General features: G+C 60.2%; 24 protein-coding genes. 14 read left to right on the forward strand and 10 right to left on the reverse strand.

Annotated elements, in window-relative coordinates; genetic code table 11:
• The 4 genes from GPS82_RS06755 to GPS82_RS06770 form a co-directional block, all read left to right on the forward strand.
• On the forward strand, positions 1 to 301 hold a 301-nt coding region (locus GPS82_RS06755; RefSeq protein WP_296492514.1), incomplete at its 5' end, for a mannonate dehydratase.
• Positions 302 to 408: 107 nt separating this feature from the next.
• Positions 409 to 1,392, forward strand: a complete 984-nt coding sequence (locus GPS82_RS06760; RefSeq protein ID WP_296492518.1) for a TRAP transporter substrate-binding protein — start codon at positions 409 to 411, stop codon at positions 1,390 to 1,392.
• 64 nt (positions 1,393 to 1,456) lie between these two features.
• Positions 1,457 to 1,981, forward strand: a complete 525-nt coding sequence (locus GPS82_RS06765; RefSeq protein ID WP_296492520.1) for a TRAP transporter small permease — start codon at positions 1,457 to 1,459, stop codon at positions 1,979 to 1,981.
• Positions 1,981 to 3,264, forward strand: a complete 1,284-nt coding sequence (locus GPS82_RS06770) for a TRAP transporter large permease (protein WP_296492522.1) — start codon at positions 1,981 to 1,983, stop codon at positions 3,262 to 3,264. The genes GPS82_RS06765 and GPS82_RS06770 overlap by 1 nt, the downstream gene beginning before the upstream one ends.
• Before the next feature lie 8 nt (positions 3,265 to 3,272).
• Here the strand turns inward: GPS82_RS06770 and GPS82_RS06775 are convergent, their stop codons facing one another.
• The gene (locus tag GPS82_RS06775) at positions 3,273 to 3,620 is read right to left on the reverse strand and encodes a cupin domain-containing protein (protein WP_296492524.1); all 348 of its coding nucleotides are present in this window, start codon (positions 3,618 to 3,620) and stop codon (positions 3,273 to 3,275) included.
• 183 nt (positions 3,621 to 3,803) lie between these two features.
• Between GPS82_RS06775 and kduI the strand changes: the two genes are divergently transcribed.
• From kduI to gpmI, 6 genes are all read left to right on the forward strand, one after another.
• Positions 3,804 to 4,640, forward strand: coding sequence for a 5-dehydro-4-deoxy-D-glucuronate isomerase (kduI, locus tag GPS82_RS06780; RefSeq protein WP_296492527.1), 837 nt, complete (start codon positions 3,804 to 3,806; stop codon positions 4,638 to 4,640).
• Between the two features lie 16 nt (positions 4,641 to 4,656).
• A complete protein-coding gene (kduD, locus tag GPS82_RS06785; protein ID WP_296492529.1) occupies positions 4,657 to 5,418 on the forward strand; it encodes a 2-dehydro-3-deoxy-D-gluconate 5-dehydrogenase KduD in 762 nt (253 codons plus the stop codon).
• A 37-nt stretch (positions 5,419 to 5,455) separates the two neighbouring features.
• The gene (gene kdgR / locus GPS82_RS06790; protein ID WP_296492532.1) at positions 5,456 to 6,262 is read left to right on the forward strand and encodes a DNA-binding transcriptional regulator KdgR; all 807 of its coding nucleotides are present in this window, start codon (positions 5,456 to 5,458) and stop codon (positions 6,260 to 6,262) included.
• 67 nt (positions 6,263 to 6,329) lie between these two features.
• Positions 6,330 to 7,262, forward strand: a complete 933-nt coding sequence (locus tag GPS82_RS06795; RefSeq protein ID WP_296492535.1) for a sugar kinase — start codon at positions 6,330 to 6,332, stop codon at positions 7,260 to 7,262.
• Between the two features lie 35 nt (positions 7,263 to 7,297).
• Entirely contained in the window at positions 7,298 to 8,323 is a 1,026-nt protein-coding gene (locus GPS82_RS06800; RefSeq protein WP_296492538.1) for a Gfo/Idh/MocA family oxidoreductase, read from the forward strand.
• A gap of 128 nt (positions 8,324 to 8,451) precedes the next feature.
• Entirely contained in the window at positions 8,452 to 10,092 is a 1,641-nt protein-coding gene (gene gpmI, locus GPS82_RS06805) for a 2,3-bisphosphoglycerate-independent phosphoglycerate mutase (RefSeq protein ID WP_296492540.1), read from the forward strand.
• A 54-nt stretch (positions 10,093 to 10,146) separates the two neighbouring features.
• Here the strand turns inward: gpmI and GPS82_RS06810 are convergent, their stop codons facing one another.
• Complete coding sequence (locus tag GPS82_RS06810) at positions 10,147 to 11,271, reverse strand: c-type cytochrome (RefSeq protein ID WP_296492542.1); 1,125 nt, start codon at positions 11,269 to 11,271, stop codon at positions 10,147 to 10,149.
• 106 nt (positions 11,272 to 11,377) lie between these two features.
• Here GPS82_RS06810 and GPS82_RS06815 point away from each other — a divergent pair, with 106 nt between their 5' ends.
• Complete coding sequence (locus tag GPS82_RS06815) at positions 11,378 to 11,536, forward strand: hypothetical protein (protein WP_296492544.1); 159 nt, start codon at positions 11,378 to 11,380, stop codon at positions 11,534 to 11,536.
• Between the two features lie 37 nt (positions 11,537 to 11,573).
• Here the strand turns inward: GPS82_RS06815 and GPS82_RS06820 are convergent, their stop codons facing one another.
• The 6 genes from GPS82_RS06820 to mnmG all read right to left on the reverse strand — a co-directional run bounded on the left by GPS82_RS06820 (position 11,574) and on the right by mnmG (position 17,695).
• The gene (locus GPS82_RS06820; RefSeq protein ID WP_296492546.1) at positions 11,574 to 12,578 is read right to left on the reverse strand and encodes a ParB/RepB/Spo0J family partition protein; all 1,005 of its coding nucleotides are present in this window, start codon (positions 12,576 to 12,578) and stop codon (positions 11,574 to 11,576) included.
• Between the two features lie 14 nt (positions 12,579 to 12,592).
• The gene (locus tag GPS82_RS06825; protein ID WP_296492567.1) at positions 12,593 to 13,132 is read right to left on the reverse strand and encodes an alpha/beta fold hydrolase; all 540 of its coding nucleotides are present in this window, start codon (positions 13,130 to 13,132) and stop codon (positions 12,593 to 12,595) included.
• Positions 13,133 to 13,188: 56 nt separating this feature from the next.
• Positions 13,189 to 13,974: a ParA family protein gene (locus tag GPS82_RS06830; RefSeq protein ID WP_296492548.1), complete on the reverse strand. Its 786-nt coding sequence runs from the start codon at positions 13,972 to 13,974 to the stop codon at positions 13,189 to 13,191.
• Between the two features lie 357 nt (positions 13,975 to 14,331).
• The gene (locus tag GPS82_RS06835) at positions 14,332 to 14,946 is read right to left on the reverse strand and encodes a LysE family transporter (protein ID WP_296492551.1); all 615 of its coding nucleotides are present in this window, start codon (positions 14,944 to 14,946) and stop codon (positions 14,332 to 14,334) included.
• A 32-nt stretch (positions 14,947 to 14,978) separates the two neighbouring features.
• On the reverse strand, positions 14,979 to 15,653 hold the full coding sequence (gene rsmG, locus GPS82_RS06840; protein WP_296492570.1) for a 16S rRNA (guanine(527)-N(7))-methyltransferase RsmG: 675 nt from the start codon (positions 15,651 to 15,653) through the stop codon (positions 14,979 to 14,981).
• On the reverse strand, positions 15,653 to 17,695 hold the full coding sequence (mnmG, locus tag GPS82_RS06845) for a tRNA uridine-5-carboxymethylaminomethyl(34) synthesis enzyme MnmG (RefSeq protein WP_296492554.1): 2,043 nt from the start codon (positions 17,693 to 17,695) through the stop codon (positions 15,653 to 15,655). Before mnmG ends, rsmG begins: the two co-directional genes overlap by 1 nt.
• A 178-nt stretch (positions 17,696 to 17,873) precedes the next feature.
• Between mnmG and GPS82_RS06850 the strand changes: the two genes are divergently transcribed.
• The 3 genes from GPS82_RS06850 (at position 17,874) to gstA (ending at position 20,395) form a co-directional block, all read left to right on the forward strand.
• Positions 17,874 to 19,088 carry a 6-phosphofructokinase gene (locus GPS82_RS06850; protein WP_296492556.1) on the forward strand — a complete coding sequence of 405 codons (1,215 nt, stop codon included), beginning with the start codon at positions 17,874 to 17,876 and terminating at the stop codon, positions 19,086 to 19,088.
• Positions 19,089 to 19,096: 8 nt separating this feature from the next.
• A complete protein-coding gene (locus GPS82_RS06855) occupies positions 19,097 to 19,693 on the forward strand; it encodes an NAD(P)H-dependent oxidoreductase (RefSeq protein WP_296492558.1) in 597 nt (198 codons plus the stop codon).
• A 90-nt stretch (positions 19,694 to 19,783) separates the two neighbouring features.
• A complete protein-coding gene (gene gstA / locus GPS82_RS06860) occupies positions 19,784 to 20,395 on the forward strand; it encodes a glutathione transferase GstA (RefSeq protein ID WP_296492559.1) in 612 nt (203 codons plus the stop codon).
• A 64-nt stretch (positions 20,396 to 20,459) separates the two neighbouring features.
• Here the strand turns inward: gstA and GPS82_RS06865 are convergent, their stop codons facing one another.
• Positions 20,460 to 20,951, reverse strand: a complete 492-nt coding sequence (locus GPS82_RS06865) for a cytochrome C (protein ID WP_296492562.1) — start codon at positions 20,949 to 20,951, stop codon at positions 20,460 to 20,462.
• Positions 20,952 to 20,975: 24 nt separating this feature from the next.
• Positions 20,976 to 21,577: NapC/NirT family cytochrome c (locus GPS82_RS06870; protein ID WP_296492565.1), on the reverse strand; the 602-nt coding region annotated here is incomplete at its 5' end.

A 21,577-nucleotide genomic window follows, 5' to 3' on the forward strand; every position in this document is an offset into this window, starting at 1 on the left:
CATCCACTTCGGTCACCTGCGCAATGTCAAGGTGGAAGCAGATGGCACCTTTTACGAATCCACCCACAATTCCTGCGACGGCTCGCTCGACATGGCGGAGATCGTCAAGGCCTACCATGACGTCGGTTTTGAGGGCTATGTGCGCCCCGACCACGGCCGCATGATCTGGGGCGAAACCGGCAAGCCCGGCTATGGTTTGTATGACCGTGCGCTGGGCGCTGTGTACCTCAACGGCTTGTGGGAGGCGGTGAGTAAATATGCGCCCACCAGCGGTGCGGCTGAGACGCATCAGCGCGGCTGAACCCACCATGATCCTGTGCAACGAGTTCCCCGTCTGTCGGCTTCTTGGAGCCGATGTTTTTCCCTGTCCCTGTCAGTTTTTCAACCCGGTCAATTAAGGAGATCATCATGACCTTTCGCAGAAGCCTTCTCGCAGCCGCTGTTGCCGTCGTGGCACTTTCGGCCAGTTTTACCGCCAGCGCCCAAAACCTGGTGCTCAAGTCCTCTGACACCCACCCCGCGGGATATCCCACGGTGGTGGCCGTGGAGAACATGGGCAAGCAGCTGGAAGCGGCCACCAATGGTCGTATCAAGGTGCAAATGTTCCCCGGTGCCGTGCTGGGTGAAGAAAAAGCCGTGGTCGAGCAGGTGCAGATTGGTGCCATTCAGATGGCCCGCATCTCGCTGGGTGTGATCGGCCCCATCGTGCCCGAGGTCAACGTATTCAACATGCCTTTCGTGTTCCGTGACATTCCCCACATGCGTGCCGTGATTGACGGCGCCGTGGGCCAGGAATTGCTGGACAAGGTCAGCAACAGCTCAGCCCGCATGGTCGGTCTGGCCTGGATGGACGGCGGTGCCCGCAGTCTGTACACCAAGAAAAAGGTGCAAACCCCGGCCGACCTCAAGGGCCTGAAGGTGCGCATGATGGGTAACCCGCTGTTTGTCGACACCATGAACGCCATGGGCGGGAACGGTATCTCGATGGGCTACGGCGAGGTGTTCAGCGCATTGCAGACCGGCGTCATCGACGGTGCTGAAAACAACCCGCCGAGCCTCTACACCTCCAACCACTACACCGCCGGCACCAAGTACTACGCCCAGACCAACCACCTGATCATTCCGGAAATTCTGGTGATGTCCAAGGTGACTTGGGACAAGCTCTCGGACGCTGACAAGGCGTTGGTGAAAAAAGAAGCGCGTGCAGCCCAAATGGACCAGCGCGGGCTGTGGGACAAGAGTGTGGCTGACTACTCTGCCAAGCTGAAAGCCGCCGGCATCGAGTTTGTGCCCGTGGACCAAAAGCTGTTCTTTGATGCCACCGCCCCGGTGCGCGCCAAATACGGCGCCAATTTTGCCGATCTGATGAAGCGCATCGGCGACGTCAAGTAAATCTTTGTCCGATCCAGGCCCGCGGCAGCCGCAGCGGGCCTGGTGAACACTGCCAGGCATTGCCATGAAAAACAAAATACTGCGCTTCAACGACCTCGTCTATCTGACCTGTATCTGGACCTCGGGCATCTCGGTCCTGATCATGTCGCTGATCGTCCCGTGGGGCATTTTTACCCGTTACGTGCTGGGCACAGGTTCACCCTGGCCCGAACCTGTGGCTGTGATGCTGATGGTGGTTTTTACTTTTTTTGGTGCCTCGGCGGCCTACCGCGCCCGGGCCCACATTGCGGTTGCCATGGTGACCGAGCGTTTGCCTAAAAAGCTGCAAGGTCCACTGGCCAGCGTGATCGACGTGCTGATGCTGATCGTGGCCCTGTTCACCCTGATCTACGGCGCCAAGCTGTGCCTCGAGACCATGAACCAGGTCATCGGGCAACTGCCCTGGATGCCGGTGGGCGTGACCTATTTGCCCGTGCCACTGGGTGGCTTGACCACCCTGATTTTTGTGCTTGAACACATGTTTTTTGGTCAGCAGGGCAACCGTGCCGTGGTGACCTTTGACCACGAAAAGAAAGAGGGGGTGGTCTGATGGACGCACTTGTATTGCTGGGCTCGTTTTTTGTACTGATTCTGATGGGCATGCCGGTGGCCTATGCCATGGGCTTGTCGGCCCTGATCGGTGGCTGGTGGATCGATATTCCGGCCGATGCCATCATGATTGCCATTGCCGGTGGCGTGAACAAGTTCTCCTTGTTGGCGATCCCGTTTTTCGTGTTGGCCGGTGCCATCATGGCCGAGGGCGGCATGGCGCACCGGCTGGTGGCCTTTGCCGGCGTGCTGGTTGGGTTCGTGCGCGGTGGCCTGTCGCTGGTGAACATTCTGGCGTCCACCTTTTTTGGCGCCATCTCTGGCTCATCGATGGCCGACACCGCCTCGATTGGCTCGGTGCTGATTCCCGAGATGGAGAAAAAAGGCTACCCGCGTGACTTTGCCACGGCGGTCACCATCAGCGGCTCGGTGCAGGCCATTTTGATTCCGCCCAGCCACAACGCGGTGATTTACTCGCTGGCGGCCGGCGGCTCGGTGTCGATTGCGGCGCTGTTTCTGGCGGGTGTGCTGCCCGGCTTGTTGCTCGGGCTGACGCTGGCCATCATGTGCCTGGTCATCGCCAAAAAGAAAGACTTTCCCAAAGGCCGTGTCATCCCGATGAAAGAGGCTTTGAAAATTGTGGTCGACGCGCTGTGGGGCCTGATGACCATCTTCATCATTCTGGGCGGCATCCTGAGTGGCGTGTTTACTGCCACCGAGTCGGCGGCCGTGGCGGTGCTGTGGGCTTTCGGGGTGACCATGTTTGTCTACCGTGACTACAAGTGGAACGAGTTGCCCAAGCTGGTGCACCGCACCGTCAAGACTCTGGCGATTGTGATGATCCTGATCGGTTTTGCCGCCAGTTTTGGCTACATCATGACCCTGATGCAGATTCCGCAGCAGATCACCGGGCTGTTCACCAGCGTGTCAAGTGACAAGATTGTGGTGCTGCTGATGATCAACGTGCTGCTGCTGCTGCTGGGCACGTTGATGGACATGGCCCCGCTGATCCTGATCATGACCCCCATCCTGCTGCCCATTGTCACCAGCCTGGGGGTGGACCCGGTGCACTTCGGCATGATCATGATGCTGAACCTGGCCATGGGTCTGATCACGCCCCCTGTAGGCAGCGTGCTGTTTGTGGGTGCGGCAGTGGCCAAACTGCCGATTGAGACGGTGGTGAAGGCCTTGTACCCGTTCTTTATCGCGCTGTTTACGGTACTGATGGCGGTGACCTACATCCCCGCGATCTCCATGTGGCTGCCCAACCTGCTGCTGAAATGAGCGACCGATCAAGCCTGGGCGCCCGGCGGCAGGTAGTCGTCGCGGCGCGGCGAGAACTGGTCGAGCAGCAGGCTGCCTTGTTCCAGTGCCCGCACGCCGTGGCTGGTGAGGTGCGGCGCAATAAACGCATCACCCGCGCGAAGCACTCGGACTTCACCATCCACAGTGGCTTCAAAAGAGCCGGCCACCACGTAGGCAATCTGGTCGTGCACATCGTGCGCGTGGGGCGTGCCGACCGCGCCCTTGTCAAACTGCATCAGCACCGACATGAGTTGGGGGGTGTGGCCGATGATCTTGCGCCGCAGGCCGTCGCCCAGTTCGGTCCAAGGAGTGGCAGTGCCTTCAAAGTAGTTCATGGATTTACCTTTGGATCAGGAAATGTTGAGGTTTGTCCCTCGTCTGCGGCAACTTTTACCGTCTTGTTTGGTGCTACTATATCAGTAAGAAAAATTTTTGAACCATTGTTTCAAATTTAACAGATCAGCCCTTCACGATGAAGGCGCGTTGTTTTTTAACCATCAACCGACCCTGGAGTCATCATGGAAATCCGTCAACCCATCCACAGCGAACACATGCGCAGCCTGGACACCGAGGGCTTGCGCAGGCATTTTCTGGTGCAGGACCTGTTCCAGAGCGACCAGGTCACCCTGACCTACAGCCAGATTGACCGCATCATCGTCGGCGGCATCATGCCGGTAACAAGCGGGGTGTCGTTCGCGGCCGATCTCGGACGCCACACCGGCACCGATTTCTTTTTGCAACGCCGCGAGTTGGGCCTGATCAACATTGGCGGCGCCGCCCGCGTGGTGGTGGATGGCGAGACTTTTGAAGTTGACGGGCGCGAAGCGCTTTACATTGGCCAGGGCGCGCAAGCCCTGGAGTTTTTCAGCGTCAACGCCGACCAACCCGCCAAGCTGTATTTCAACTGCGCCCCGGCGCACACCGCCTACCCGCACCGCAAGGTGACGCTGGCCCAGGCCTCGCCGGAAACCCTGGGCTCGCCCGCCACCAGCAACCGCCGCACCATTTACAAATTCTTGGTGCCCGATGTGTTGCCGACCTGCCAGTTGTCGATGGGCATGACCCAACTGGAACCCGGCAACATGTGGAACACCATGCCCTGCCACACCCATGACCGCCGCATGGAGGTGTATTTCTACTTTGACATGGCCGCCGATGCCACGGTGTTCCACATGATGGGCGAGCCGACCCAAACGCGTCACATCGTGGTGCGCAACGAGCAGGCGGTCATCAACCCGAGTTGGTCGATCCACAGTGGTGTGGGCACTCAGGCCTACACCTTCATCTGGGGCATGGTTGGCGAGAACCAGGTGTTCAAGGACATGGACCACGTGCCCATGACCACCTTGCGTTAAACACGGAGCAACACTCATGATTCTGGACAACTTTCAACTACAGGACCGCGTGGCCCTCGTGACCGGCTGCAACACCGGTTTGGGTCAGGGCATGGCCGTGGCACTGGCCCAGGCCGGCGCCGACATTGTCGGTGTCAACATGAGCGACCCGGCCGAGACCCGCACCGCCATCGAGGCGCTGGGTCGGCGTTTTCTGGACCTGCGCGCCAATCTGTCCGACACCAGTGGCCTCGAAGGTCTGGTCGAACAGGCGTTGGCCCTGAACGGCAAGATCGACATTCTGGTCAACAACGCGGGCATCATCCGGCGCACCGATGCCATCGATTTCAGTGAGAAGGACTGGGACGATGTGGTCAATCTGAACCTGAAGACCGTCTTCTTCCTGAGCCAGGCCGTGGCCCGCAAGTTCATCGCCCAGGGCACGGGCGGCAAGATCATCAACGTGGCCTCCATGCTGTCGTTCCAGGGCGGTGTGCGGGTGCCGTCCTACACCGCCTCCAAGAGCGGGGTGATGGGTGTGACCCGCGCGCTGGCCAACGAGTGGGCCAGTCACGGCATCAACGTCAACGCCATCGCCCCCGGCTACATGGCGACCGACAACACCGCCGCCTTGCAGGCCGACCCCGACCGCAACGCCGCCATTCTGGGCCGCATCCCGGCCAGCCGCTGGGGTTTGCCCGACGACATGGCCGGCCCGGTGGTGTTTCTTGCGTCAGCGGCTTCCAACTATGTCCATGGTCACACCCTGGCCGTGGACGGCGGCTGGCTGGCGCGTTAGCCCTTTCACAGGGAATCAGGGAAATCAGGGAATAAAAATGGATGATGACTCTTTTGCCGGCAAACCACCCGAGTCGGTTGCCGCTGTTTTGAAAACTTTTGGCTTGTTGCAGGCCTTGGCCGACCGCAGCGAGTCCGGCATCTCCGACCTGTCGGTGCGTCTGGCAATGCCCAAGGCCACGGTCTACCGGTTCCTGCAAACCATGATCACGCTTGGTTATGTGCGCCAGGAGGCCGACAGTGAGCGCTACGCCCTGACCATGAAGGTCTACGAGTTGGGCACCAAGGCCTTGCAATACCCAGAGCTGGTGGACCTGGCCAAAAACCACATGCAAACACTGGCCGACAAAACCGGTGAAACCGTGCATTTGGGCACCTTGATTGAGAGCGAAATCATTTATCTGCACAAGGTTGACTCCAGCCACACCCTGGGCATGTATTCCAGGGTCGGGCGCCGCGCGCCCCTGCATTGCACCGCCATTGGCAAAGTGCTGATGGCCTGGGACACGCCCGAGCATCGGGACCATGTGTTGCAGGGCGCTGAGTTCAAACGCTTTCGCGATACCACCATCGTCGACCGGCAGGCCTACGAACAGGAACTGCAGCGCGTCAAGGCGCAAGGTTTTGGCGAGGACCGCGAAGAGTTTGAGGACCATGTGCGTTGTGTCGGTGTGCCGATTTTTGACCGGCTCAATCGCCCGGTGGCGGGCATGAGCATTTCTTTCCCGATCTTTCGCTATGACCCGGCGCGCGCCCAGGAAGTGGTGGCCCTGCTGCGCGAGGCGAGCCGCGACATCTCGGCGCGCCTGGGCTGTACCCATTTCCCGCTGGACGCGTCATCGTGAGTGTGCTGGACCACCGCTCAGGAAAGACGCGGGCAAGTTGACGGTGTGTGTAAAGAACTGATTTACTGTGAAAAACCCAATCAAAGTCGCCTTTTTTGGTGAGTGCATGCTGGAACTCAACGGCGCGGCCTTTGGTGCCATGCAGCAAAGTTATGGCGGTGACACCTTCAACACCGCGGTGTACCTGACACGCTGCGGTGCTGGCGCCATCAAGGCCTGGTACGCCACCGCCTTGGGTGACGACGCCTTGAGTCTTGAATTGGAGCGCCGCTGGGCGCAGGATGGACTGGCCCTGGACCTGGTGCGCCACATCCCGGGTCGCATGCCGGGCCTGTACCAGATCCAGGTTGACGCGCAGGGAGAGCGCCGATTCAGCTTTTGGCGCGACAACAGCGCGGCCAAAGCCTATTTTGAAATCGCGGAAACACCATTGGAAGCAAGAATCGGCGAGTGGGACGCGTTTTACTTCTCAGGCATCAGCCTGGCCATCCTGCCTGCCGACGGCCAAAACCGGCTGCTGGCCTTTGCCCAGGCGCTGCGCAAGCGTGGTGCCACGGTGGTGTTTGACAACAACTACCGGCCCAGCCTGTGGCCGGACATTGCGGTCGCGCGCGACTGTTTCAGCCGCGCTTTTGCGGTGGCTGACACCGCCCTCATCACCGCCGACGACCACCAGGCGCTGTTTGGTTTTGACTCGCTGGCGCTCGCGGTGGCAGCCGCGCAAGATTTGGGCGTGTTTGAAGTGGTCATCAAGCGCGGCGCGGCGCCCACCCTGGTGCGCTCGGGCAGCGGCCCATGGCACAGCGTGCCCACTCAGACCGTGACGAACGTGGTCGACACCACGGCCGCAGGGGACTCGTTTGCCGCGGGTTACCTGAGCCGACGCTTGCGCGGCAACACACCCGAAGACGCGACGCAATTCGGCAACCGCCTGGCGGCCCGTGTGATCGCGCACCATGGCGCCATCATCCCGCTGGATGCCATGGCCGACTTGCTGTAGCGGCCTTGGTGCGCTGAATGACTGTCTTGTCAGGCATGCCTTCCGGTCCTTTGCGGCTGGCCGTGATTGGCGCCGGACTGGGCTCAGGCCCGCATTTCAAAAGTCTGCAAGACCTGGCCGGTGAAGCGGAAATGGTGTGGGTGCATACCCGCGATGCCACGCGACTGGCCGCCACACCGCTGCCCCACGGCACGCGCAGGACCACCCGGCTCGAAGACATTCTGGAAGATGCCAGCGTGCAGGCCGTGCTGGTGCTGACGCCGCCAAACACCCATCTCGCGCTGGTGCAGCGGCTGGCGCAGGCTGGCAAACATGTGCTGGTGGAGAAACCACTTGAGGTCGACCTGGCACGCGCCCAGGCACTGGTCCGGGTGTGCGAACACCACGGCGTGAAGCTGGCCGTGATGCTGCAGCACCGCCTGCGCCCGGCGGCCATCCGCTTGCGCGCCTTGCTGGACGCCGGTGAGTTGGGCCAGCTGGTGAGCGCCTCGGCCAGCGTGCGCTGGTGGCGTCCCCAGAGTTATTACGACGAGCCCGGGCGCGGCACGCTGGCGCGCGACGGCGGCGGTGTGCTGATCACCCAGGCCATCCACACCCTCGACTTGCTGCTCGCCTGCACCGGCCTGCCCGCGCGGGTGATGGGGCTGGCCAGCACCAGCCCGGTGCACACGCTGGAGGGCGAGGACTGCGCCTGCGCCCTGCTGCATTACGCCAACGGCGCCATGGCGACCGTGCAAGCCACCACGGCGGCCTACCCCGGTTTTCCCGAGCGGCTGGAGCTCAACGGCACGCTGGGCAGCGCCAGCCTGGAGGCCGGGGTGCTGCAAGTGGCGTTGATGAACGGCCAAACCCTGGCAGTCGGGGATGCGCAGGCCGGTGGCGGCGGGGCCGACCCGATGGCCTTCGACCACGGCGCCCACCGCGCCGTGTTGCGTGACTTCATTGACGCCGTGCGCCAGGGCCGCGATCCTGCCGTAACCGGGCGCTCGGCGCTGGCGGCGCAGCAGGTCATCGAGGCCATCATGGCCTCTTCAGAATCCGGGCGTCCGGTGACACTCTGAGCCGCGCACTTTTCATCACCCAGGCATCGGTTCTGCCCACCAATTTGAGGGAAGATAGCGGGGTTGCCGATGCTGTCCGGGTTTACCCCGGCAACGCCGGCCCCGTGTCATCATTTCAGGAGTTCAGCATGCTACAAAAATTCGCCGCCTTTGCCGGGGTACCAGGCCCGGTGGTGGTCATCGTCATGGACGGCTACGGCATTCCCAAGCTCGATGTGGGCAGCGCCATTGCCGCCGCCCGCAAACCCACGCTGGACCGCCTGATGGCCGAATTTCCCCACATCAGTCTGCGCGCCCACGGCACCGCAGTGGGCATGCCGTCAGACGACGACATGGGCAACTCCGAGGTCGGCCACAACGCCATTGGCGCCGGGCAGGTGTATAGCCAGGGCGCTGCGCTGGTGGCCAATGCGATTGCCGACGGCTCGATCTGGCAGGGCCAGGCCTGGCAACAGATCGTCGCCGGGGCCAAGGCGGGTCGCGGGGTGATCCACTTCATCGGCCTGTTTTCTGACGGCAACGTGCACAGCCACATCGACCACCTGAAAGCCATGGTGGTTCAGGCCAAGGCTGAGGGGGTGAAAACCGTGCGCATCCATGCCCTGCTGGATGGGCGCGACGTGCCCGAGACCAGCGCGCTGGACTATGTGGTGCCGTTCGAGGCTTTTCTGAGCGAGCTCAACACCAATGGCTTTGACGCCCGCATTGCCTCCGGCGGTGGCCGCCAGAACATCACCATGGACCGCTACGACGCCAACTGGCCGATGGTCGAGAAAGGCTGGAAAACCCATGTGCTGGGCCAGGGCCCGCAGTTTGCCAACGCCACGGCGGCGGTGAACGGCCTGCGCGCCAGCCACCCCGGCACCATCGACCAGGATTTGCCGGAGTTTGTCGTTGCCGAGAACGGCCAGCCCATCGGCACCATTGAGAACGGAGACTCGGTGGTGTTCTACAACTTCCGGGGTGACCGTGCCATTGAGATCACACGCGCATTTGTCGAGGCAGACTTCAGCCGCTTTGACCGCGTGCGCAGCCCGCAGGTGACTTTTGCCGGCATGCTCCAGTACGACGGTGACCTGCAACTGCCCAAGCGTTTTCTGGTAACCCCACCAGCCATCAAGGACACCTCGGGCGAATGGTTCAGCAAGGCGGGGCTGACCCAGTTTGCCTGCTCCGAGACCCAAAAGTTTGGCCACGTCACCTACTTCTGGAACGGTAACCGCTCCAACAAATTCGAGGGTGAAACCTGGCAGGAAGTGCCCAGCGACGTGGTGCCTTTTGAACAACGCCCATGGATGAAGGCTGCCGAGATCACCGACGCAATGATCGCAGCCCTCAAAAGCGGACAATACAAGCTGTTGCGCTGCAACTTTGCCAATGGTGACATGGTGGGTCATACCGGCAACTTTCGCGCTGCCACCATGGCCGTGGAAGCGGTTGACCTGGCGCTGGCACGCCTGCTGCCGGCCATTGAAGCGGCCGGTGGGGTGGCCCTGATCACTGCCGACCACGGCAACGCCGACGAGATGTACGAGCTGGACAAAAAGACCAAACAACCTTCTCTGAACACCGACGGCTCTTACAAGGCCAAAACCGCCCACACCCTGAACCCGGTGCCGCTGATCTTGTTTGACAAGGTCACGGGCGGCAAGCTGGGGTTAAAGCAGACGGCGGCGGCGGGTCTGTCCAACATCGCGGCCACTGTCGCCAATTTGGCGGGGCTGGAGAAACACGCCAAGTGGGACGAGAGCCTGCTGCAAGTGAAGTAAACCCCGGTGTGTTCACCGTCGACGGCAACATGGCCGTCACGGTGCGCCTGACAGCTAACGCCGCTCCTGCAGGGTCTGCATGTGCGCCAGGATGTCGCTGATCACTTTCGGGTCAACTTCGCGCAAAGCGGGCATGGTGTCGTCAGGATGGCCATTGAGCATGTTGTGCGCGGCATGCCACGGGTCTTCCCGGCTTATGCGACCCACATGACGTTTCGCAACGAAACGCCCCTCCAGCCCATGGCAACCGGCGCACATGCTGCGGTAGTGCGCGGCACCCTGCGTGGCGTCGCCGCGTGACTGGCCGCTACGGGCATCGATCAGGCTGTCCATATCGATTTGCCCATAGCTCACGAAGTTGGCAAGATCCTGCAGATCGCGGTGCTTCAGTACCGCGCCAAAGAGGTGCGAGCTGCTGCGCAGGTATTCCATCATTTTTACCGGTTCAGCACCCGCCATGGCACGGATCCCCTTGATGCCCGTGGCATGGTTGCCACTGGCGTACTGGCCCTGGTTGCCCTTGTAATCCCAACCATGGCATTCCTTGCAGCGCCAGGTTTCAGACGCAGCGCTGGCATAGTAGGCCTTGGGCGGATAAGCCGGATGCGGCAAGGCCTGACGCTGGCCACCGGTATGCACCTGCCAGTCATCGTAAAGACGCCCGCCGTTGGCAATGGACGCCGCCAGATTGATGCTCGGCAGGGTCTGCAGGTAGGCGAGCATTTTTGCCACCGTCTCATCACCGAGCGTCCTGAGGGCGGGCATGTTGCCCCCCGGGTGACCGTTCAGGGCAACGTGCAGAACCTCATAGGGGCGCTGGCGGGCTGACTCGCCAAGCGGTGGCATCTGACGCAGGCGCGCCCCGTCAAGGCCATGGCAATTGGCGCACAGCGTGGCATACGCCTTGTCTGAATTTGCCGCTGCCGGTTTGGTCTGCCGGGCCAGCTCAAAAAGCTTGCGCACATCCGTTTGGCCGCTCACGACAAAGTTGGCAAGGTCGAGCCGGTCGCTCTCGCCCAGCAGTTCGCCATACCCGTGGTTGGCATCCTTGAGCAGGGCAGCGATGGCGGTCGGATCTGTCTTTTGTCGATCGCTGATGCCCTTGATGCCGTGATTGCCTTTGTAGTCCCAGCCGTGACACTCCACGCAACGCCAACCATCCGCGGTGGCGACCGGCACGCCCCTGGTGTTAAAGGCCGGATTGGGATGATTGGGCAATCGCCCCTTAGATTCGAGGCTCCAGTTGTCATAGAGGCGCCCTCCGCGCACGACGGAGGCGGAGTCAATGGCACTTGCCAATGGCGCAACCAAAATTGCCAGCGAGGCCAGCACAGTGGCAAGCGATCTTCGAACCATGACCTTCTCCTTGCGGGAAAACATCCCGTCGAAGGTGATTCTATGGATTATCTTAAGGCTTTTAACCTTAAAACTCGCCGATCAATGATGAATATCAACCTTATAGGCTTGAGCGCGCCGGAAATTTAGCGTGAACCAGTGCCCCGCAGCTTGTCGATCAGGCCATTGAGTTCATCGAGCGAGCCAAACTGGATGCTGAGCTCGCCCATTTCCTCCAGCCGCCCGGCACGTTTGACGCGTTTTTTTACCCGCACCTCGACCTGGGCCATCAGCAGGTCGGACAGTTCGTCCTCCACCCGTTTCAGGTCGCGCGACTTGTCTTTTTTGGGTTTGACGGCCACCAGTGAAAACTCGGCGCTGATCTTTCTGACCAGGCTCTCCGCCTCGCGCACCGACATTTTCTTGGTGGCGATCTGATTGCCGGCAGTGATCTGGGTGGCCTTGTCCAGCGCCAACAGGGCGCGGGCGTGGCCCATGTCAATGTCTCCCGCCATCAACATCGTTTGCACCGGCTCAGCCAGATTCAGCAGGCGCAGCAGGTTGCTGGTGGCACTGCGCGAGCGGCCCACAGCCTGGGCGGCAGTTTCATGCGTGAGGCCAAATTCCTTGATCAAGCGCTGCACGCCCTGCGCTTCTTCGAGCGGGTTGAGGTCTTCGCGCTGGATGTTTTCGATGAGCGCCATGGCTGCGGCCGACTCGTTGGGCACATCGCGCACCAACACCGGCACACTGTCGAGGCCCGCCAGTTTGGCGGCCCGAAAGCGGCGCTCACCGGCAATGATTTCATAGACCGGGCGCACCACGCCGCCACCACTGGTGCCGCCGGTGAAATTGGTCGATGGCTGGCTGCGCTTGAGTTCGGCATCGGCATCACTCAGCCGGCGCACCAGAATCGGCTGCATGATGCCTTGTGCCTTGATCGATTCAGCCAGCTCGTAAAGCGCGCCCTCGTCCATGCGGGTGCGCGGCTGGTATTGGCCAGGCACCAGATCAGTGAGCAACAACGTCGACGGCAAGCCCGTATTTGCCGAAGGAAGCTCACCGCCGTCGGCGGTGAAGGACTCCGTGACTGTGGGGCCCAACAAGGCTTCCAGCCCGCGGCCCAGGCCCTTGAGTTTTTTTGTGACCATGACCATCTCCCCTTTTAACAATGAATGAGTTCTTTGAGCAGCGCTTGGCCCTGGGGCCAGTCGCCCAGCCCCGAGTCAGCATTGATGTGCCCTGCCGCGCCAGCGTCCACCAACCTGGAACCCCAGGCGGCAGCGAATCCCCGGGCTCGCTCGAAGCTGCAATAGGGGTCATCCTGGCTGGCCACCAGCGTGCTTTTGAACAGCAGGGTTTGCCGCGGAATCGGCGACCAACTGGCCAGCACCGGTCGCAACGCCTCGTGCTCGACGTCACCTGGCGCCACCAACAGCGCGGCCTTGACACGATGCGCATTGCGGCTGTGCGCCGCCCATGACGCCACCAACATGCAGCCCAGGCTGTGTGCCACCAGCACCACAGGTGCATCGGCGGACAACACCACGTCTTCGAGACGGGCAATCCAGTCGCCACGTAGCGGCGCCTGCCAATCGTGCTGCTCCACGCGCGGGTAAGCAAACTGCGCTTGCCACAGACTTTGCCAGTGCTCGGCTCCAGAGCCTTGCCAACCGGGCAGGATGAGAATATTGCTGGGTCTAATCACTATAAATTCAATAGCTTATTGTGCTTTTCCAAGATGGGCCAGAGACCGATGGACTACATTTTCTCAATGCGCTCCACCATCTCCTGGGCGAAAGTGACAAAGGCCTGAGCCCCTTTGCTGGACGGATCAAACACCACCCCTGGCACACCGTAGCTGGGGGCCTCGGCCAGGCGCACATTGCGCGGAATCACGGTATTGAACACCTTGTCGGAAAAACGGGCCTTGAGCTGCTCGCTCACCTGCTGCTGCAAGGTGATGCGGGGGTCAAACATGACGCGCAGCAAGCCGATGATGGCCAGCTCCTTGTTCAAATTGGCGTGCACCTGCTTGATGGTGTTCACCAGATCGGCAAGGCCTTCAAGGGCAAAATACTCACACTGCATCGGCACAATCACGCCATGGGCACAGCAAAGGCCATTCAGCGTGAGCATTGACAGGCTCGGTGGGCAGTCAATCAAAATGAAGTCGTAGTCTTTTTCAACCTGGGTGAGCGCGTTTTTCAGGCGCTTTTCGCGGCGCTCCAACTCAACCATCTCCACCTCTGCGCCTGCCAATTCACGGTTGGCTCCCAGAATATCGTAGCTGCAACCCGCATCGACCAGCTTGCTGCTTTGCACACGCGCTTCTGCAATCGAGGCAGATTCCAGCAGCACGTCGTACACCGTCAACTCCAGTTTGCGCTTGTCCACCCCCGAGCCCATGGTGGCATTGCCCTGCGGGTCCAGGTCAACCATCAGCACCCGTTGCCCCACCTTGGCCAGACCCGCCGCCAAATTGACCGTGGTGGTGGTTTTACCCACACCGCCCTTTTGATTGGCAATACAGAAAATTTTGGCCATGGAATGCTTACCGAGTAGAAGAGTAAAAGGCGTGTTTCACGTGAAACATGAATACTAGTGTAATTGGGCTCAAGGCAACAAGGCGAGGGTGCCGTTCAAACTGATGTGCAATACGAAAAACTCAAGGTCTCGGGCTAAACCCGGCGTGGTGACCAGGCCACTGCTTCAAATCTCCCCTGCAAGCAAATCGACAGGTTCATCCAAACAGTCGGGCGATGCGCTTTGCGGAGGTAAAGGCGGAGACCGCGCAGCGGTCGGGGGACACGCAGCAAAGCGCATCGCCCGACTGTTTCATCAGTAGTCGTGACGCCTGCTTGGGCCTGGTAACTTTGAATCGCACCCACAAGCCGAGCGCGTTCAGCGCGACAAAGCGAGCTTGAAACCAAAGCCAATCAGGCAAATACCGGCTAATTTTTGCAGCGCCGAGGACACCCTGGGGCTGGCACGCAATCGCTCAGCCAAAAAATGCGTCAGCAGCACGACCGCAAAGCAATAGATGAAGGCCAGTACTGCCACCGTCACCGCCATGGCAGCAAAGGTCAGCCAACCCAAATGCGCCTTGGGGTCAATGAACAGCGGCAGGAACGCCATGTAAAACACAATGGCTTTCGGGTTCAGCACCGTGATGGTCATGGCCTGCTGAAAATAATGGTGGGGTTTGATCTGGATGATGGCCGGCGCTCCCGGTTTGGCGGTGAGCATCTTGAAGCCCAGCCAGGCAAGATATGCCGCACCCAGCCACTGCACCGCATTAAAGGCAGCGGGATAAGCCATCAGCAATGCAGCAACGCCCGCCACTGCAAGCCACATCAGCACCTGGTCACCCAGCATCAATCCAAGGGTGGCCGCCAACCCACCCAGGATGCCACCCTTGGTGGTGGACGTGATGATCGCCAGATTGCCCGGCCCGGGAATAAACAGCAACACGATGAACGCGACCACAAACGCACCATAGTCAGAAATGCCAAACATCCAACCCTCCTCTGCACAAGGCAGCTTGTCAATTAATCAGCGCCAGGAACGACCGCCTTCATCCAGATCAAACAACGTTCGGCATCAAGACCCGGCACGCTCAGGCGTTCCACGTGAAACACCTTGACGCCCGAGGACAATGCGGCCAACTCGTCATCGGGATGCTTGCCTTTCATCGCCATCCATACGCCCTGCGTAGCCAGCGCCCGTGCCGACCAGTTGGTGAAATCGGCCAGCGACGCAAAGGCGCGTGAACTGACCACATGGTATTGGTTGGTCAAGTTTTCGACACGGGCATGAACGCCTCGCAGATTGGGCAGCTTGAGCGACACCGCTGCCTGCTGGATAAATGCGGCTTTTTTACCCACCGTATCGACGCAATCCACCTGGATCTCGGGACAGCAGATGGCGATCACCACACCGGGCAGACCGGCCCCCGAGCCGACATCCAGCAAACGTGGCGATTGGCCTTCGGCACCCTGCGGCATCTGCGCCAGTTGTCGTCGCAAGGGCGAAATCACTGCCAGACTGTCCAGCAAATGGTGCGTCAGCATCTCAGCCGGGTCGCGCACCGCAGTCAGGTTGTAAACCTTGTTCCACTTCCCGATCAACGCCTGGTACTCCAGCAAGCGATTCACCTGGGCGTCGCTCAGCGGCAAACCAAGCGCCGCCAGGCCGGCCCGTAATTTGGCATCCAGGCCTTGCATCAAACCGCTTCGTTCTCTGACGGGTTGAGCGCAAACCCTTTGAATTTGGTCTTCTTCAAATGGATCGTCAACAATGAAATGGTCGCCGGGGTGATGCCAGAAATGCGTGAAGCCTGCCCCAGCGTCTCCGGCTTATGGCGGTTTAATTTTTGCCGCGCTTCAATGCTCAGGGCACCCACTTGCGTGTAGTCCAGGTCTTGCGGCAGCCTGAGCTTTTCGTAGTGGGCCGCGCGCTCCACATCGTCCTTCTGGCGGCCAATGTAACCCGAATATTTGGAGGCAATTTCAACCTGCTCAATCACCGATGCCGCCAAAGCTGCCGCTGGTGACAGCACACCTGTTTCACGTGAAACACCCACCGGCAATTCAGCCAGCGCGTACTTGCCACCATTCAGGGACATCAGCGATTCATAGGTCACATCAGGGCGGCGGAGCAGTTCAGCCAGGCTATATTCATGGTCAATGGCTTTACCCAGCACCCGCTCAGCTTCAGCGGCCTCCAGATTTTTGGGGCTGACCCAGATCGAGCGCAGGCGCTCTGTTTCACGTGAAACAGCGTCCCGCTTCTGGTTGAAGGCCTGCCAGCGGGAGTCGTCGACCAAACCCAATTGACGCCCCACTTCGGTCAGCCGTGCATCGGCGTTGTCCTCTCGCAGTTGCAGCCGGTATTCGGCGCGACTGGTGAACATGCGGTAGGGCTCGGTCACGCCCTTGGTGATCAGGTCATCAACGAGCACGCCCAGATAAGCTTCGTCACGGCCAGGCAGCCAGGCCTCTCCACCAAAGGCAATGGCACCCGCCGCACTGGCCTGCGCGTTGCCACCACCCATCGCGCGCACCTGCAGCGCCGCGTTGATGCCGGCAAAAAGGCCCTGCGCCGCGGCCTCCTCGTAGCCTGTGGTGCCATTGATTTGCCCGGCAAAAAACAGGCCGCCGATCACCTTGGTCTCAAACGAGCTTTTCAGTTGCGTCGGGTCAAAGTAATCGTATTCAATGGCATACCCTGGCCGCAAGATATGGGCGTTTTCCAGCCCCGGCATGGAGCGCACAAGGGCGTACTGAATGTCAAATGGCAGGCTGGTGCTGATGCCGTTGGGGTAATACTCGTGGGTCGTCAGGCCTTCAGGTTCCAGAAAAATCTGGTGGCTGTCCTTGTCGGCAAAGCGGTTGATTTTGTCTTCCACGCTGGGGCAATAACGCGGCCCCACGCCCTCGATCTTGCCGGTGAACATGGGGCTGCGGTCAAAGCCGCTGCGAATGATGTCATGGGTGCGCTCGTTGGTGTGGGTGATCCAGCATGACATCTGCTGCGGGTGTTGCTCGGGCCGACCCATGAAGCTGAACACCGGCATCTGCGGGCTCATGCCACCAGACATGCCATCGCCGGGTTGTTCGGTGCATTGGCTGAAGTCGATGCTGCGGCCGTCCAGGCGTGGTGGGGTGCCGGTCTTCAGGCGGCCTTGCGGCAATCTGAGTTCTTTCAGCCGTGCGCTTAAAGACACCGCCGGAGGGTCACCGGCACGGCCCGCGGCATAGTTGTTCATGCCCACATGAATCTTGCCGTCCAGAAAAGTGCCCGCCGTCAGTATCACCGTGCTGGAGCGAAAACAGATTCCAACCTGGGTCACGGCCCCAACCACCCGGTCGCCTTCCACCATCAAGTCATCCACCGCCTGCTGAAACAGCCACAAGTTGGGCTGGTTTTCCAACCGGTGGCGAATGGCCGCTTTGTACAGAATGCGGTCGGCCTGGGCCCGGGTAGCGCGCACCGCCGGACCTTTGCTTGAATTGAGAATCCGGAACTGGATGCCGGCTTCATCGGTGACTGCCGCCATGGCGCCGCCGAGTGCATCCACCTCCTTCACCAAGTGCCCCTTGCCGATTCCGCCAATCGACGGGTTGCAACTCATCTGCCCCAGCGTCTCGATATTGTGGCTCAGCAGCAGGGTTTTGCATCCCATGCGCGCTGCAGCGAGAGCAGCCTCGGTCCCGGCATGGCCGCCGCCGACGACAATCACGTCGAAATTTTGTGGGTATAGCATGGTGGTCAATCGAAAGGGCGCAAATCAGACATCTTGCCAGCCCAGCGCGCGCAAGCAAGAAGCCGATTTTACCGACGCACACGAAAAGCTGCTCTAACCGTCGCCCCGGCAGAATTTGGTCAACATCAGAGGCACAATTCATCATTCTTTTTTATAGCCCTTGTGAAGGATCAAGCCCATGGCCTCCGGAAAAATACTCGTCGCCCAAGGTGGCGGCCCCACTGCCGTCATCAACCAGTCACTGGTGGGCGTTGCGCTTGAGGCCCGCCGTTTCGGTCAGATCGGCCATATCTACGGTGCCCACCATGGTGTGCGCGGCATCATCGACGAAAACTTTGTCGATCTGACACAGGAAACCAGCCACAACCTGGAGATGGTTGCCAACACGCCGTCGAGCGCCCTGGGCTCAACCCGCGACAAGCCTGATGCCGCCTACTGCCACGAAATCTTCAAAGTGCTGCAGGCGCACAAGATTGGTCATTTTTTCTACATTGGCGGCAACGACTCGTCCGACACCGTGCGCATTGTCAGCCAGGAGGCGCAGGCGGCCAATTACGACCTGCGCTGCATCCACATCCCCAAGACCATTGACAACGATCTGGTCGGTAATGACCACACCCCCGGCTTTCCTTCAGCCGCGCGCTTTGTGGCGCAGGCCTTTGCCGGCGCCAATCTCGACAATGCCGCCCTGCCGGGCGTCTATGTGGGTGTGGTCATGGGCCGCCATGCCGGCTTCCTGACGGCGGCCTCCGCCCTGGGCAAGAAATTCCCCGACGACGGCCCGCATCTGATCTATCTGCCGGAGCGCACATTTGATTTGAATCAATTTCTGCTTGATGTCAAAACCATGTACGAGCGCCATGGCCGCTGCGTGATTGCGGTCTCTGAAGGCATCCACGATGCCAGCGGCACACCCATCACGGCGCTGCTGGCCAAGGAAATGGAACACGACGCGCATGGCAATGTGCAGCTGTCAGGCAACGGCGCGCTGGCGGATTTGTTATGCGAAGAAATCAAGTCCAAGCTCAAGATCAAGCGTGTGCGCGGCGACACCTTCGGCTACCTGCAGCGCTCATTCATTGGTTGCGTGTCGGACGTCGACCAGCGCGAAGCCCGTGAGGTGGGTGAAAAAGCCGTGCAGTTTGCCATGTGGGGCGGACGTGATGGCTCGGTGGCCATCAAGCGCACCGGCTTTTACTCGGTCGACTACGAACTGCTGCCGCTGGAAGCCGTGGCGGGCAAAACCCGCGTCATGGAAGACGAGTTCATCACCGCCAGCGGCACCGATGTGACCGACGCGTTTCGCATGTACCTGCGCCCCTTGCTGGGCTCCGGCATGCCCGATGCCTTCAGGCTGCGCCACCACCCGGTGGCACGCGTGCTTAACAAATAGGCGATCCCATGAAGCTCCTGATTTTTGCCGGCAGCACCCGCGCCAGGTCGTTCAACCGCCAACTGGCCAAAGCCGCCGCTGCGCTGGCCAGAGAAGCCGGGGCCACGGTCACGCTGCTGGAGCTCGCCAGTCTGGACATACCGCTGTATAACGCCGACCTGGAAGCCCTTGGCACACCACCCGATGTGATACGCCTGAAAGAGACCTTGTTCGAACATTCGGGCTGGATCATCTGCTCACCGGAGTACAACGGCAGCTACACCGCCTTGCTGAAAAACACCCTGGACTGGGCCTCGAGTCCGGTCAAGGGCGACCCTGAATGGAGCGATGGCAGCAAAGCCTTTGCCGGCAAGGTCGTCGGCCTGCTGGCTGCCTCGCCAGGCGCTTTGGGCGGCTTGCGCTCACTGCAGCACCTCGCTCCATTGCTGATTAACCTGCAATGCTGGGTAGCCCCACAGCAATTCGCGCTGGGCCAGGCCGGCACGGCCTTCGATGCCGAAGGACAGCTCACAAACAGCAAGCAGCGTGCCGCCGTCGAGTCGGTTGTCAAGCAGGTGCTTTGGGCAGCCGAGCGACTCAACCCCCCGGTCGCAACGGTGGATTAGGCCCGGGTCGGGCAAGCCCGACCAACCCGCGTTAGCATGGCCCAATTGACGGATCATGTCGATCCGGGGCGAACCTCTTACAGGATTTTCATGAAGCTTTACTACTCACCCGGCGCCAGCTCGCTGGCCCCGCACATCGCGCTCAAGGAGTCAGGTCTGGCCTTTGCGGCCATTGCCGCTCCCACCAAAACTCACAAGCTGGCTGACGGCACAGACTACTACAGCATCAATCCGCTGGGCTATGTGCCTTATCTGGTGCTTGATGACGGTCGCACGCTGCACGAAGGCCCGGCTATCGTGCAATACATTGCCGACCAAGTGCCAGACAAGCAATTGGCCCCGGCCAATGGCACCTGGGAGCGCTACAAACTGCAAGAATGGCTCAACCTCATGAGCACGGAATTGCACAAGGGTGGCTTCGCGCCCCTGTTTGCGCCAGGTATGCCCGCTGAGGTCAAAGACACCGCCAAAACCCGGCTGATCTCACGGCTGGCCTGGATCGACGGCGAGTTGGCAGGCAAAACCTACCTGGTAGGTGACCGCTATTCAGTGGCCGACGCTTATCTGTTTGTGGTGGCCGGCTGGGGCAAGCATGTGGGCGTGAAGATTTCCGGCATGGCCAACCTGAGCGCACTCATGGCCCGCGTCGCGGAGCGGCCTGCCGTGCAGGAGGCGCTACGCGCTGAAGGTTTGATCAAGTAAAGGGCGCGCGCCACGAAAAGGCCGCTGAATCCAGCGGCTTTGCATGAACACAGCGGGACTCAAATCAATATTTGAGTTTCATTCTTCTCAGTTGTTCCAGCGTGATCGGTGGCATGTCACCGCGCTGGCCGATACCGTTCATATCCCACTTGTTGCCTTCCCCCACAACCCAGGCATTGACAATCTTGAAATTGGCTGCGCGCTCAGCCTCGGTTTCACCCAAGTACTTGTACATATTGCCAGGCTTGCCTTCTTTGGCGTAAGGGTTGGTGCCATCATCCAGGCGGCGCATGAAAGCGCCGGTAGAGTTGCCGTTCACCAATTGCAGCAGATGCTCATAGGTGTCGCTGCGCGGGCCGACCTTGGCTTTCTTGTATTTTTCCTCGTCCAGTTTGAATTCAGCCATGGAAGGCGCATCCGCAGTGGCCGCATGGCACTCGGCACAGTACTTTTTCAGCAGAGGCGCCATGTCATTGCGGTAAGTCACGTCCGCAGCCATGGCAGGCAAAGCAACCACAGCACCGGCAAGCACAGTCAACAGTTTCAATTTCATCATCTTCGTCTCCTTCAGGTTAAAAAATTACTCGGGCTTTGCAGCCGACTCACTGAACAACTCGGCCGGACCCGGACCCTCCGGCTCCTTGTGGGCAATGGCGAAATGGCATTCAATGCAGGTCTTGCCGTCGACCTTGGCCTTGGCGTGACGCACTTTGGCCTTTTCGGATTGCAGAATGGGGTCCATCTTGTCTTCCCGATGGCAACTGCGGCAAGTTTGTGAATCGTTGGCCTTCATCTCGCGCCAGATGTTCTGGGCCATGTGGGCGCGCTTGGCCTCAAATTTTTCTGGCGTGTCGATGGACGGCGAAATATAGGTGTAGTACAAGTCTTTGGTCGCCTTGATCTTGGCCCACACCAGCGGCCCGGGTTCATGCGGCACATGGCAATCGGTACATATGGCACGCACACCCGTGCGGTTGCTGTCATGAATCGTGCCTTTGTACTCTGCAAAGTTGTAAGACATTTCGTGGCAGCTCACACAGAACTCCTCGGTGCTGGTGTGCGCCAGAACATAAGCACCGGAAATGCCCACTGAAACTGAAAACACAAAAAGTGCGACCAAACCACCGAACACCAGCTTCCAGTGTTGACGAATTCTCATGAAGAATTGACGCATGCAAGATG

The organism is Rhodoferax sp., assembly GCF_011391645.1.
Classification (GTDB): Bacteria; Pseudomonadota; Gammaproteobacteria; order Burkholderiales; family Burkholderiaceae_C; genus Rhodoferax.